This window comes from Citrobacter sp. Ce129 (assembly GCF_030334545.1).
In the GTDB taxonomy this organism is placed as follows: Bacteria; Pseudomonadota; Gammaproteobacteria; order Enterobacterales; family Enterobacteriaceae; genus Citrobacter; species Citrobacter europaeus.
Genome location: NZ_JAOWDS010000051.1, coordinates 556,269 through 569,283, shown reverse-complemented (window position 1 = coordinate 569,283; position 13,015 = coordinate 556,269). Strand labels below are relative to the sequence as shown.

Annotated in this window: 13 protein-coding genes; 8 read left to right on the top strand and 5 right to left on the bottom strand. The window is 54.4% G+C overall.

The genetic code is table 11. The features are described from left to right. Window positions 1-3: 3 nt before the first annotated feature. Both psiF and adrA read left to right on the top strand, forming a co-directional pair. Window positions 4-324 carry a phosphate starvation-inducible protein PsiF gene (psiF, locus tag OGV77_RS04705; RefSeq protein ID WP_003830956.1) on the top strand — a complete coding sequence of 107 codons (321 nt, stop codon included), beginning with the start codon at window positions 4-6 and terminating at the stop codon, window positions 322-324. Window positions 325-415: 91 nt separating this feature from the next. Further along, entirely contained in the window at window positions 416-1,531 is a 1,116-nt protein-coding gene (adrA, locus tag OGV77_RS04700; RefSeq protein WP_087051647.1) for a diguanylate cyclase AdrA, read from the top strand. A 17-nt stretch (window positions 1,532-1,548) separates the two neighbouring features. Here the strand turns inward: adrA and proC are convergent, their stop codons facing one another. Continuing rightward, window positions 1,549-2,358, bottom strand: a complete 810-nt coding sequence (gene proC / locus OGV77_RS04695; protein WP_016152005.1) for a pyrroline-5-carboxylate reductase — start codon at window positions 2,356-2,358, stop codon at window positions 1,549-1,551. Between the two features lie 148 nt (window positions 2,359-2,506). On the opposite strand from proC, the gene OGV77_RS04690 reads away from it, so the two are divergent. From OGV77_RS04690 to ppnP, 5 genes are all read left to right on the top strand, one after another. Further along, window positions 2,507-2,962 (top strand): YaiI/YqxD family protein, encoded by a 456-nt coding sequence (locus OGV77_RS04690; protein ID WP_043015365.1) that lies wholly within the window; start codon window positions 2,507-2,509, stop codon window positions 2,960-2,962. Window positions 2,963-3,147: 185 nt separating this feature from the next. Continuing rightward, window positions 3,148-3,693 (top strand): shikimate kinase AroL, encoded by a 546-nt coding sequence (gene aroL / locus OGV77_RS04685; protein WP_008783910.1) that lies wholly within the window; start codon window positions 3,148-3,150, stop codon window positions 3,691-3,693. 26 nt (window positions 3,694-3,719) lie between these two features. Continuing rightward, window positions 3,720-3,911 carry a protein YaiA gene (gene yaiA, locus OGV77_RS04680; RefSeq protein WP_043015366.1) on the top strand — a complete coding sequence of 64 codons (192 nt, stop codon included), beginning with the start codon at window positions 3,720-3,722 and terminating at the stop codon, window positions 3,909-3,911. A gap of 247 nt (window positions 3,912-4,158) precedes the next feature. Beyond that, on the top strand, window positions 4,159-4,836 hold the full coding sequence (locus tag OGV77_RS04675) for an AroM family protein (RefSeq protein ID WP_087051646.1): 678 nt from the start codon (window positions 4,159-4,161) through the stop codon (window positions 4,834-4,836). Window positions 4,837-4,907: 71 nt separating this feature from the next. Further along, window positions 4,908-5,192, top strand: coding sequence for a pyrimidine/purine nucleoside phosphorylase (gene ppnP, locus OGV77_RS04670; RefSeq protein WP_038638136.1), 285 nt, complete (start codon window positions 4,908-4,910; stop codon window positions 5,190-5,192). A gap of 49 nt (window positions 5,193-5,241) precedes the next feature. On the opposite strand, the gene rdgC is transcribed toward ppnP, so the two are convergent. Beyond that, window positions 5,242-6,153 carry a recombination-associated protein RdgC gene (gene rdgC, locus OGV77_RS04665; protein ID WP_032940007.1) on the bottom strand — a complete coding sequence of 304 codons (912 nt, stop codon included), beginning with the start codon at window positions 6,151-6,153 and terminating at the stop codon, window positions 5,242-5,244. A 91-nt stretch (window positions 6,154-6,244) separates the two neighbouring features. Between rdgC and mak the strand changes: the two genes are divergently transcribed. Next, a complete protein-coding gene (gene mak, locus OGV77_RS04660; protein WP_087051645.1) occupies window positions 6,245-7,153 on the top strand; it encodes a fructokinase in 909 nt (302 codons plus the stop codon). 27 nt (window positions 7,154-7,180) lie between these two features. Here the strand turns inward: mak and araJ are convergent, their stop codons facing one another. The 3 genes from araJ to sbcD all read right to left on the bottom strand — a co-directional run bounded on the left by araJ (window position 7,181) and on the right by sbcD (window position 12,888). Further along, a complete protein-coding gene (gene araJ / locus OGV77_RS04655; RefSeq protein ID WP_087051705.1) occupies window positions 7,181-8,353 on the bottom strand; it encodes an MFS transporter AraJ in 1,173 nt (390 codons plus the stop codon). A gap of 192 nt (window positions 8,354-8,545) precedes the next feature. Beyond that, complete coding sequence (gene sbcC, locus OGV77_RS04650) at window positions 8,546-11,689, bottom strand: exonuclease subunit SbcC (RefSeq protein ID WP_087051644.1); 3,144 nt, start codon at window positions 11,687-11,689, stop codon at window positions 8,546-8,548. After that, a complete protein-coding gene (gene sbcD, locus OGV77_RS04645) occupies window positions 11,686-12,888 on the bottom strand; it encodes an exonuclease subunit SbcD (RefSeq protein ID WP_087051643.1) in 1,203 nt (400 codons plus the stop codon). The genes sbcC and sbcD overlap by 4 nt, the downstream gene beginning before the upstream one ends. Window positions 12,889-13,015: the final 127 nt, after the last annotated feature.

Here is a 13,015-nt window from a genome sequence, read left to right as displayed (position 1 = left end):
GCTATGAAAATTACATTATTAATGACGTTGCTTTTTGGTCTTATTTTTTTAACTACCGTCGGTGCTGCCGAGAAGACATTAACCCCGCAACAACAACGTATGACCACCTGCAATCAGCAGGCAACGGCGCAGACCTTAAAAGGGGACGCGCGTAAAACATATATGAGTGATTGCCTGAAAAACAGTAAATCTGCGCCTGAGGAAAAGAGCCTGACGCCGCAGCAGCAGAAAATGCGTGAATGCAACGTCAAGGCGACGGAGCAGTCTCTGAAAGGTGATGATCGTAATAAATTTATGAGCGCTTGCCTGAAAAAATCTGCGTAGCACTTACGGGTGAGCAGGTAAAATCGCTCACCCGAAATATCATACTTCCGCCGCCATACCCCTTCCTATAATTTGGGAAATTTGTTTCAGAATATTCCCAAATACGATGAATGATGAAAACTTTTATCAAAAGAAGGTCGTCCCGAATGAAGCGTTTTTATCGCTCCATCAGAATGACCACCAGCGTTCCGGTCTGCGATTCGCCCGACGGATCAGGCTGCCGCGAGCGGTGGGATTGGGGGGAATGTTTTTCCCTATCGCGTCGGTACTCGTTGCTCAGCCCATTACCGGTGGCTGGTGGCTGTTACTGGTGGGATGGGCGTTTGTCTGGCCGCACCTGGCCTGGCAGTGGGCAAGCAAAGCTGACGATCCTCTGCATAGCGAATTTACCAACTTAAAAGCCGATGCCATTCTCGCCGGTATGTGGATAGGAATTATGGGAGTGAATCTGTTGCCATCCACGGCGCTGCTGATGATTACCTGCATCAACCTGATGGGCGCAGGAGGGATGCGAATTTTCATCGCAGGTGCCGTTTTGATGGTGGTTTCATGCCTGGTGACGTTACAGCTAACTGATATCTCCGTCGCGTTAAGCAGTACTCAACTTAGCGTGCTATTGACGCTGCCGGTGCTGGTGATTTATCCGCTGCTGTTTGCCTGGGTCAGCTACCAGACGGTCATCAAACTGGCGGAACATAAACGCCGCTTACAGGTGATGAGTACGCGAGATGGCATGACCGGGGTGTACAACCGCCGCCATTGGGAACTGTTGCTGCGTAATGAATTTGATAATTGCCGTCGCTATCAGCGTGACGCCACGTTATTGATTATCGATATTGACCATTTCAAGAGCATTAATGATACCTGGGGTCATGACGTTGGGGACCAGGCGATTGTCGCGCTGACCCGCCAGTTGCAGATGACCTTACGCGGTAGCGATGTGATTGGGCGCTTTGGCGGAGATGAGTTTGCGGTGATTATGTGCGGCACGCCAGCAACCAGCGCGATTGCGGCGATGTCTCGTGTTCATGAACGACTTAGCCAACTGCGTTTATCCTGCGCGCCGCAGGTTGCTCTGCGTATCAGCGTGGGCGTTGCGCCGCTGACCTCAGAAACCGAGCATTACCGAGAATGGTTAAAGTCGGCGGATATGGCGCTCTACAAAGCAAAGAATTCCGGACGTAACCGCACTGAAGCTGCGGCCTGACGTCCGGCGGTGTTAACTCAGGAGCGGCTGAGTTTTTCCGACTGTTCCATGCACTTAATCATCGCTTCAATCACTGATGAACGGAAACCGCGTTCTTCCAGGACGCGTACCGCTTCAATGGTGGTTCCGCCAGGCGAGCACACCATATCCTTCAATTCTCCAGGATGTTTACCCGTATCCAGCACCATCTTCGCCGAACCCATAACCGCTTGCGCCGCGAATTTATAAGCCTGCGCGCGAGGCATGCCGCCCTGCACGGCGGCGTCCGCCATCGCTTCGATAAACATAAAGACATATGCCGGTGCTGAACCGCTAACGCCAACGACCGGATGAATCATTGCCTCCGCAATGACTTCAGCTTCGCCAAAACAGCGGAAGATATTCAGCACGTCGGCCGTATCTTCCGGTGTGACTAAGGCGTTCGGCGTGACGGAAGTCATTCCGGCGTTCACCAGTGACGGCGTGTTTGGCATTGCGCGAATGATTTTTCGGTCATGGCCCAGCGCGCGGGCGAGCTGGTCAAGGGTGACGCCAGCAGCAATCGAGACGACCAGGGAGTCTTTGTTCAGGCTGGAGGTAATTTCGCTCAGCACCTTAATCATAATGCCTGGTTTTACGGCGCCAAAAACGATGTCGGCGATTTGCGCGACTTCTTGCGCAGACTGCGCCGCATTAATACCGTACTGGTCGTGCAAGGCAGCGACCTTATCGGGGGAAGGGGTGTAGACCCAGATTTGTCCCGGGAGAACCTGGCCGCTGGCGATCATGCCGCCAAGAATTGCTTTGCCCATATTACCGCAGCCGATAAAACCAATTTTTTTGTCCATCTTGTCACTCCCTATGCGTGATATTCATTGTTTTACCTGGGAAAGCTAAGCTTAGCGCGGAATGAATATGTGCAGAAGGAGAAACAGCACTTTGCCTGAAAGTAAAAGCACGAGACAATGTGCGACTGCACATCAGTGGGGAGAGGTTATGACAATATGGGTGGACGCCGATGCGTGTCCGAATGTGATTAAAGATATTTTGTACCGCGCTGCAGAGCGCATGCAGATGCCGCTTATTTTGGTCGCAAACCAAAGCTTGCGCGTTCCTGCTTCGCGTTTTATCCGTACACTACGCGTTCCCGCCGGGTTTGACGTGGCGGACAATGAGATTGTGCGCCAGTGTAGCGCCGGTGATTTAGTGATAACGGCAGATATCCCGCTGGCGGCTGAAGTGATTGAAAAAGGTGCAGCGGCGCTTAACCCGCGCGGGGAGCGTTATACCGTAGCCACGATCCGTGAGCGTCTGATGATGCGTGATTTTATGGATACGCTACGCGCCAGCGGTATTCAGACCGGAGGGCCGGACAGCCTTTCACCGCGTGACAGGCAGCATTTTGCGGCTGAGCTTGATAAGTGGTGGCTGGAAGTACAGCGTAGAAAATAAAATGTGTAATTTATTATTTACACTTTATTCATTGTGAATTCTTGTTATAGTAGGAATTAATAGATATCGCCACTCCACCTGTAATTTTTTCTTTACGCTTTGGCGATGTACTAGTTTGATGATATGATTATATCTTTAACCGCATCAGATCCCGCTCGTTCGCGGCTCTCTGGGGAATTTCTGTAATGACGCAACCTCTTTTTCTTGTTGGCCCCCGGGGGTGTGGTAAGACAACTACCGGTATGGCGCTGGCGAAGGCTATCGATTTCCAGTTTGTTGATACCGATCGCTGGTTGCAATCGCACGTGCAGATGACCGTGGCGGAGATCGTCGAAAGAGAAGGATGGGAAGGGTTTCGTGCCCAGGAGACGACCGCTCTGCAGGCCGTCACAGCCCCGGCAACGGTTGTTGCGACCGGCGGCGGTATCATACTTACCGAATTTAATCGTCATTACATGCGCAGCCACGGCGTGGTTATCTATTTAAGCGCACCGGTATCAGTACTGGTCGATCGTCTGGAGGCGACGCCTGAAGAGGGGTTGCGCCCAACTTTAACCGGTAAACCGTTGACTGAAGAGGTGCAGGAAGTGCTCGCCCAGCGCGATGTTCTGTATCGTGAGGCTGCGCACTATATCGTTGATGCCACCAATCCGCCTTCACAGGTGGTGGAAGACATTCTTGGGATACTGGCGCAGGCAGCGCCACGGTTGCAGGGCGGTGTCTATACTTAATGTTCATCCAGTGAAAAGGAAGAACTATGCCGACAAAACCACCTTACCCACGTCAAGCGACGATTGTTACGGTTGAAAAAGGGACGCCAGGCCAGACGGTAACCTGGTATCAGCTTCGAGCCGATCACCCTAAACCGAATTCGTTGATCAGTGAGCATCCTTCTGCGCAGGAAGCTATGGATGCCAAAAAGCGCTACGAAGACCCCGATAAAGCCTGATCTTAATCACCGCCCTGGCACGATTCTGAAAAGTGCCAGTACGGGCGTGCATCACATTTTTTTAAATTTCGCCGTATACAGTAAAAATTGAAAATTAAACAATAACAATCCATTACTGGAATGATTTGGAATCTTTACACAAGACACCGCCGATCTGCTGCTACGCTTTTGAGCATTTGTAGCGCAGGTCAGCGCCCGGCACATGTCCGGGATTTCACAGCAAAGTAAGAAGACGGTGGAGCAACAAATGAGTACGTCGTTGGCTATCCTCACGATTGGCGTTGTGCCGATGTGTGAGGTGTTACCGCTCCTGACGGAATATATCGATGAACAGCACATCACTCACCACAGTCTGCTGGGACAGATGCGGCGAGAGGATGTGATGGCTGAGTACGGCGTTTCGCCCGGTGACGAGCATTTATTAACGCTGCTCAGCGACCACCAACTCGCGCATGTCTCACGCCAGAAGGTAGAACGCTCGCTGCAATGTATCGTGGAGGTGCTGGATAACCAGGGCTTTGACGTGATCCTGCTGATGAGTACCGCCTCAATCGCTCGCCTGACCGCCCGCAACAGCATTTTGCTGGAACCGTTACGGATTATCCCACCGCTGGTGGCCTCGATTGTCGATGGGCATCAGGTCGGGGTTATTGTTCCCGTCACTGAATTGCTTAAAGCCCAGGCGCAAAAATGGCAGGTGCTACAAACCCCACCAGTGTATGCCGTGGCGAATCCGATCCACGGTAGCGAACAACAATTGATTGATGCCGGGAAAGAACTGCTGGAGCAAGGTGCGGATGTCATCATGCTGGACTGCCTGGGGTTCAATCAACGCCATCGCGATTTACTGCAAAAATCGCTGGATGTCCCGGTTCTTCTGTCCAATGTGCTGATTGCCCGGCTGGCTTCGGAGCTGCTGACGTAATTTTGCGTGACAGGTGGAACGTCACCCCCCTATATTGGTTGTTAACTTAATCACGAGATAGGGCCAGTTGTATGCTTCAAAGTAATGAATACTTTTCCGGCAAAGTAAAATCGATCGGTTTTACCAGCAGCAGTACTGGCCGCGCCAGTGTTGGCGTGATGGCTGAAGGTGAATATACCTTTGGTACCGCGGCGCCTGAAGAGATGACGGTCGTCAGCGGCGCACTGAACGTGCTGCTACCAGGGGAAACCGAGTGGAAAGTGTATGCCGCGGGGGACGTGTTTAACGTGCCGGGCAGCAGCGAGTTTCATCTGCAGGTGGCAGAGCCAACATCCTATCTTTGCCGCTATCTGTAAGCGTAAAATGACGAATGGCGACATTGAGCCGCCATTCGGTAAACACGGCTTAACGTTGCGCTTCGCCGCCTAATCCTTCCACCAGACTTTTAATCAGCGCCGCCAGTTCACCCGTCATCAGGATAAAATCGGCATCAAAACGCTGAGCATAATCTTCGCGGTCGATATCTTCGTTCTGATCGCGCAGCTCGTCGCTAAACTTCAGACGCTTAACAGAGCCGTCGTCACACATAACGAACTGAATGCGCTGTTGCCAGTCGAGAGCCAGCTTGGTGACCAGTTTGCCCGCTTCGATATGCACGGCGATTTCGTCGCAGACCAGATCCTGCTTTTTCGCGCGGATCACACCACCGTCTTCAAGGATCGCTTTCAGTTCGGCTTCATCAAGCAACTGGAATCCCTGAGCCGTTGTGCCGGAGCGAACCCATTCGGTCAGCGTCAGCTCAATAGGGTTTTCCATCGTCAGCGGAACGACCGGCAGCGAACCGAGACTCTTACGTAGCAGCGCCAGCGTATCTTCGGCTTTCTTCGCACTCGCGCAATCAACCATGATCAGATCGTTGACGGTGTCGATCCACATCATTGTCTGACTGAAACGGCTAAAGGCGCGCGGCAGCAATGAGTGCAGAACTTCATCTTTCAGCGAGTCTTTTTCGGTCTTCTTGAGTTTGCGACCTTGCTCAGCTTCCAGTTTGAATATTTTGGCTTCCAGAGCCTGTTTGATAACCGGCGACGGCAGAATTTTTTCTTCTTTGCGGGCGCAGATAATAATTTGGCCATTGGCGGTATGCGTTAATGCATCGCTGTGCGATCCCATCGGCGGAACCCAGCCCATTTTTGCCATATCCTGGCTACCGCAAGGGGTGAACGTCATTGATGCCAGCTGTTTTTCCATCTCTTCGGCACGCAAAGAAACATCGCGGCTAAGACGGTAAACCATTAAATTTTTGAACCACAGCATGATAATTTCCACGGCCTTGTCGTTAAATCCAGCGGGCATGATAGCGAATTGTCGCTATGCTTGCATTGTTAATCGGGAAGAGGAGTAAACAGTGCGTATAGGTATCGATTTGGGCGGTACGAAAACGGAAGTTATCGCGCTTGGCGATGCGGGCGAACAGCTTTTTCGCCATCGCCTGCCCACGCCGCGCGATGATTATCGGCAAACGATAGAAACCATCGCTGCGCTGGTGGAGATGGCGGAAAAAGCCACCGGGCAGACGGGAACCGTGGGGATGGGCATTCCTGGTTCAATTTCTCCTTACACCGGGGTGGTGAAGAATGCCAACTCGACCTGGCTTAACGGGCAACCTTTTGACAAAGACTTGAGTGCGCGTCTGAATCGTGAAGTTCGGCTGGCAAATGATGCCAACTGTCTGGCGGTTTCAGAGGCGGTGGATGGCGCGGCGGCAGGGGCGCAAACCGTGTTTGCGGTGATCATCGGCACCGGATGTGGCGCTGGCGTGGCGCTGAATGGTCGGGCGCACACGGGCGGCAACGGTACCGCAGGGGAGTGGGGGCATAATCCACTGCCGTGGATGGATGAAGATGAGCTGCGTTTTCGACAGGAAGTCCCCTGTTATTGTGGCAAACAAGGCTGCATTGAAACTTTCATTTCCGGGACCGGTTTTGCCACCGACTACCAGCGTCTGAGCGGTAAGCTGCTCAAGGGCAGTGAAATTATCAGCCTCGTTAATGCGCAGGATGCTCTGGCGGAGCAGGCGTTGAGCCGCTATGAGCTTCGTCTGGCGAAATCACTGGCGCATGTGGTAAATATTCTCGATCCGGACGTCATTGTGCTGGGCGGCGGAATGAGCAATGTCGACCGACTGTATCAAAATGTTCCGACGTTGATTAAGCAGTTTGTCTTTGGCGTCGAATGCGAAACGCCTTTACGCAGAGCGCTACACGGTGACTCCAGCGGCGTTCGCGGTGCGGCCTGGCTGTGGCCGCAGGAGTAATGTTCGCGTAGCCGGGTAGCGCAGATGCTATCCGGCAGCGTGTGTCATCTGGGGGACTGCGCGCTTCAGGCGAGCGTATAGCAGCAGCGACGACATCGCAGAAAACGACAGCAGTGCCGCCGGCAGCGTCACGTAGTTGTAGGCAAAGCCCAGCGTCAGCATCATGCCACCGCAGTAAGCGCCAATCGCGCTGCCGAGGTTAAAGGCAATTTGCCCGCCAGCCGCACCCAACAGCTCCCCTCCTTTAGCGTTTTGCAGCAGTAAAATTTGCAGCGGCGCCGACAGGGCAAACAGGCCTGCGCAGCAAATAAAAGCGAAGGTCAGCGACGCGGCTTTGATTCCGCCACAGGCAAAGAGCAACAGCAGAGCCAGCACAATCACAAAGTCGGTTATTACCGCAATGCGCAGCGGCGTATAGCGGCCAGACAGCCGACCGCTCAGCAGGTTTCCCAACACCATTCCTAATCCCACCAACATCATGATGAAGGTCATCAACGCTTCGGAAAAGCCGGAAATGTACATCATGTACGGTTTGACGTAGCTGAACCAGGCGAATACCCCGGCGTTACCAAACATGGTGGCGGCAAAGATGAACCACGGGGCGGGGCTTTTCAAAAAGTGAAATTGTTCGCGCAGTTTCCCTTTTGCCTCATCGCTGATATTGGGGACCCAAAAAGCGACCGAGACTATTACGGCAATATTAAAGACGGCTATCAGCAGAAACGTGTAACGCCAGCTAAATTCCTGGCTCAGCCAGGTGCCGACGGGAATGCCAACCAGATTGGCCACGGTCATCCCCGAAATCATGCCCGCGACGGCGGCGGTGACTTTTCCCGGACGGGCCAGCTTCGACAGGATAATCGCGCCTACGCCGAAAAACGCGCCATGCGGGAAGCCGGAAACCAGCCTGCCTACCGCCAGCATGGAGTAAGAGGAGGAGAGGGTGAAGATGGCGTTGCCAATCACGCACAGCGTGACCAGAAACAGCAGAATATGCTTGAGCGAAAAGCGGTTGGAAAAGAGCGCAATAATGGGCGCGCCCAGCACCACGCCAAAAGCGTAAAACGAAATCATATGGCCGGCAGCAGGGATGGAAATGCCCACGTCCCGCGCCAGCTCGGTGAGTACACCCATGATGCCAAATTCGGCCATGCCCAGACCAAATGTCCCCAGCGCTAAAGAGAAAATGACTTTTTTCATACCACCTGCCAACAAGAAAGACGCAGGACGTGCGTCATAGCGGCGAACGTTCGCCGCCAATAGCGATAGCTTGCGGATAAGCGAAGTGGAATGCCATTTCATATCCGTCCCTGAGTATGCAATATTGTGCTACATAGAGTGCCGGAGGGTGCCAGCGCTTATCCGTCCTGTGAAACAACATCCGCTGGTCGATTACTCCACCGCAAACATCTTGTCGAGTTTGCTGTAGCCCAGTCCGTTGATTTTTTTAACCTTGATCTGTACCGGAATGCGCTCTTTCATCGCTTCAACGTGGCTGATGACGCCAATCGTTTTGCCGGTGGCATTGAGCGCATCGAGCGCATCCAGGGCGGTATCCAGCGTTTCGCTGTCCAGCGTGCCGAAACCTTCGTCGAGGAACAGGGAGTCAATCCGCGTTTTGTGGCTGACCAGATCGGACAACGCCAGCGCCAGCGCCAGACTCACGAGGAAGCTCTCGCCGCCGGAGAGCGTGCGCGTGTCACGCACGGCATCGGCCTGCCAGGTATCAACCACTTCCAGCTCCAACGCTTCGCTTGCCTTGCGCTGCAACAGATAGCGGCCGTGCAGACGGGTCAACTGGTTGTTGGCAAGCCAGACCAGATTATCCAGCGTTAGCCCCTGGGCAAACTTGCGGAACTTATCTCCCTCTTTCGAGCCGATCAGCGCATTCAGATACCCCCAGTCTTCGACCTGCTGCGCGACCTTTTCCATCTCCTGCATCAGCGCCTGCTGCTGCTGGCGGCTGTCAGCATCCTGTTTCAATTGCTGGCGAATTTCGCCCTGACGAGTGGTGTTATCCCGTAGCTTCTGTGTGAGTTTTGCCAGCGCGTCGTGCAGTTGTTGTGCCGTGAGTGTGAGAGCCACCCCAGTTGGCAACTGTTGTTGATGAGTCGCCAGCGCCTGCTGAGCCTGATTAAGCAGGGTTTGCGCCTGTTGCTGCTGACCTTCGAGTGACTGCTTTAACTGCTCAAGACGGGTGAAGGTCTCTTCATCCAGCAGGGCGGCAATAAAGGCATCGCGATCGGGAAAAATACTGGCCTGCAATGCGGCATCAAACTGTGCCTGAATTTCTGCGGCGCGCTGAACGTCCTGCGCCTCCTGCTGTTGCAAAGTTTGCCACTGCCCCTGTAAAGAGAGGCAATCGTCGTGCACCTGCCGCCAGTTTTCCAGCGACAGACCCTCATTGTTTTCAGGAAGCGCCTCGGTTTCTGGCAGCGTTTCCAGCAGCGGCGCAAGCTGAGCTATTTGGGTCTGTAAAGCGCTCAGTTCGCTCTGGCGTTGTTGCCACATTTGGGCTTCGTTCGCCCGTTCGCTTAGCCATGAGGCGACGTTATCCTCAGCCGGAAGGGACAGGCCATGACGGGCCAGCTCGGCGGTTAGCGCCGCCTGACGCTGGTCAATATGCTGCTGGAGCTGAGTTATTTGCTCTGTATGCGCGGTGATTTGCGCCTGCAGGGTATGGCGCAGGCTCAATTGGTGAAGCTGCTGCTCATGCTCTTCCTGGGTGGCAAGCCATGGGGCGATGTCATCCTGCGGTTGCAGCGTCACGTTGAGGCTGGCGGTGACCGTCTGCCACTCTTGAGTAAGTGCTTGCTCCTCCTGAGAAAGCGTCTGTACTTCGCGTTCATCCCGCTGAAGCTGTTGGCTTATTGCCTCGAGCTGTCCGCGTAGCGTTGAACCCTCATCGGCCAGCGTTTTAACCTCTTTTTCCAGCGCCTCACGTCGCGTCTGATTCACGCTCAGTTCGAGCGTTTGATAGCGCTCAATCGCCGGATGTGCGGTGGAGCCGCAAAGCGGGCAAGGCATGCCGGATTGCAGTAATGCCCGCTGGCTTTCCAGATCTTTGATACGGGCTTCCTGCTCACAAATGATTCTCACATCGGCAAGCTGCTGATTTTTATCTTTATAACGTTGACGTTTTTCGGCAAGTACCGCGTTGCGTTGAGTCAGCTCATGCTGACGCTGTACAAGCGTGGCGCGTAGCTGCGCCAGCTGCTTTTGCTTCGGGGCGATTTGTCCGTGCAGGTTGCTCAGTCGCTGGCGTAACGGACGACGCTGCACATGTTGCGCCAGCGCTTGTGTTACCTCCTGCGGCGAAAGGGTCAGCGTGGGAAGCGCCAGCGCATCGAGCTTACGCATGTCGTTCTCTCGCAACTGCTGCCACTGGCGTAGCTGGGCACTGGCATCGGACTGTTGGGCCAGCAGTGCTTTCCAGCCTGCCAGTTCGCTACTCCACAAGCGGAAGCGGTCATGTTCGTTCAGCCAGTCGGTTAGCGTCTGTTGTCCGGCGAGCATCGCGGTCGATTGCGTGTGCGCCTGCTGACGGATGCGCCCGCGCAGCGCTAAGCTGCTTTGTAAGCGAGCATTCACTTCCTGAATCTTCTGCCGCGTGCGCGCGATAGTAGCCGTTTGTTCCTGAATTCGCTCCCAGTGTGGGCGTAACGCTCTGGCCGGTTGCGCCAGACTCAGCGCCGCCAGTTGTGGCTGCGCGTCTTCTTGCGCCTGAAGAGCAGCCTGTAATGCCTGCTGGTGGCGATTTATGTCCGTTTGTAGCTCATTTTGCCGAATAAGCCAGTTGAGGTGCTGTTGCTGGACGTGCTGGCTGGTAATGTATTGTTTTTCTTCGTCAGTAAGTACCTGCAAACTTTCCGTCAGGGACTGCACCTGCTCTGGTGCTAATAGCGCAACGCCGCTGGCCTGGGCATGCAGTTTTTCCAGCGCCGTACGCGCTGATTTGTGTTTTTCAAACACCATCGCGGAAATTTGGCCGTAGATCTCAGTGCCGGTTAGCTCTTCCAGCAGCTCGGCGCGCTCTTTCGGTTTGGCATTAAGAAATGCGGCAAACTGCCCCTGAGACAGCAGCATCGAACGGGTAAAACGACCGTAATCCAGTCCGGTAAGCTCGGCGGTCATCTCCAGCTTGTCTTTGACTTTATCGGCGAGGATTTTACCGTCGGCGCAGCGGGCCAGCTCTACGCGCGGGACCTGCAGGTTGCCCTCAGGCTGGTTGCGTGCCCGGTTCTGACTCCAGAAAGCGCGGTAGGCTTCGCCCCGCACCTCAAATTCGACCTCGGCCAGGCACTCTGCGGTGTCGCGGGTCATCAGGTCGTTTTGCGACTGTGACACGGTATTCAGACGTGGCGTTTCGTGGTACAGCGCAAGGCAAATCGCGTCCAGCAGGGTGGTTTTCCCCGCCCCCGTTGGCCCGGTGATGGCAAACAGCCCGTTGCTGGCAAAAGGCTCGGCGGTAAAATCGACTTTCCATTCTCCCTTCAGGGAGTTGAGGTTTTTCAGGCGCAGGCTGAGAATTTTCATGCTTCAGCCTCCCCGGCAAGCGTGTGCAAGGTTGCGCTAAACAGCTGGTTAAGCCGCTCACGCTGTGGTTCTTCGAGTTCTTCCAGCGCCAGACGGCGGTCAAAAACTTCCGCCACACTCAGTTCACTTAACGTTTCACGCCGTTCATTGGCAATGATACGTTCGCGCTGTTCCCGGCTGCGGCGCACCAGTAACACCTCTACCGGTAAATCTTCGGTTAAGGCCTGGATTTTGCGCTGCATATCATGCAGATAGTCGTCGGTGGTGATTTCAATATCCAGCCACACCGGCGGCTCTTGCTGCATGTCGCGCCACTGGTCAAGCTGGGCGGTAATGGCGGCTAAATCGCCTTTCAGTACTGCAAGCTGCTGCGTGACCGGGACGGTGAGATTTTCGACGGCGCTGAGTTTCCCCGCTTCAAAGCTCACCAGATGTACACATTTGTTTTTGCCGCACTCGTCAAAACTGAGCGCAATCGGCGAACCGCAGTAGCGGATATGTTCCGTGCCGCCGATAACCTGCGCCCGGTGAATATGTCCCAGCGCGATGTAGTCCGCTGGTGGGAAGTTTTGTGCCGGGAAGGCGTCCAGCGTACCGATATAAATGTCACGTACGGCGTCACTTTTACTGGCGCCGACGGTGGTCAAATGTCCGGTCGCAATGATGGGGATATTCCGATCGCCGCGCAGCGTACAGGCGTCCTGATACTGCTGCTGGTAATAATCAGTAATCGCGCCCAGCAAATGCTGCTGTTTTTCTTGTCCTGTCAGTCCAGCCTGGCTGGTGATGATGTCGCGCGGACGTAAAAAAGGAACCGGACACAGGATTGCCCCCGGGGTGCCGTCGCGTTGCAGCAGAATTTGCGGCGCATGGCCGGCGCTGGCAACGACCGTGGTGTTGAGAAATGCCAGAATGTCGCGAGATTCATTGAGCGTGGCGACGGAGTCGTGGTTACCTGCCAGCACCACCAGATGACAGCCGGTTTGCTGCAAATTGACGACAAAGCGGTTATACAGCTCTCGGGCATAGCTTGGCGGTGAGCCAGTATCGAAAATATCGCCTGCCACAATTATGGCATCCACCTGCTGGGATTGCGCCGTTTCCAGCAGCCAGTCGAGAAAGGCCTGATGTTCAGCGGCGCGGCTCTTGCTGTAGAAATTTTGGCCCAGATGCCAGTCAGACGTGTGAAGGATGCGCATAAGAGTTCCATGACGATAAAACAATGGCGGGGATTATAACCCTGTAAGGACGTTAATATCTTGTCTCCGGGCTGTCATAATTCGCCGGGCTGCGTTAAACCTGGGCTATCTTTTCATAAATCTGTCA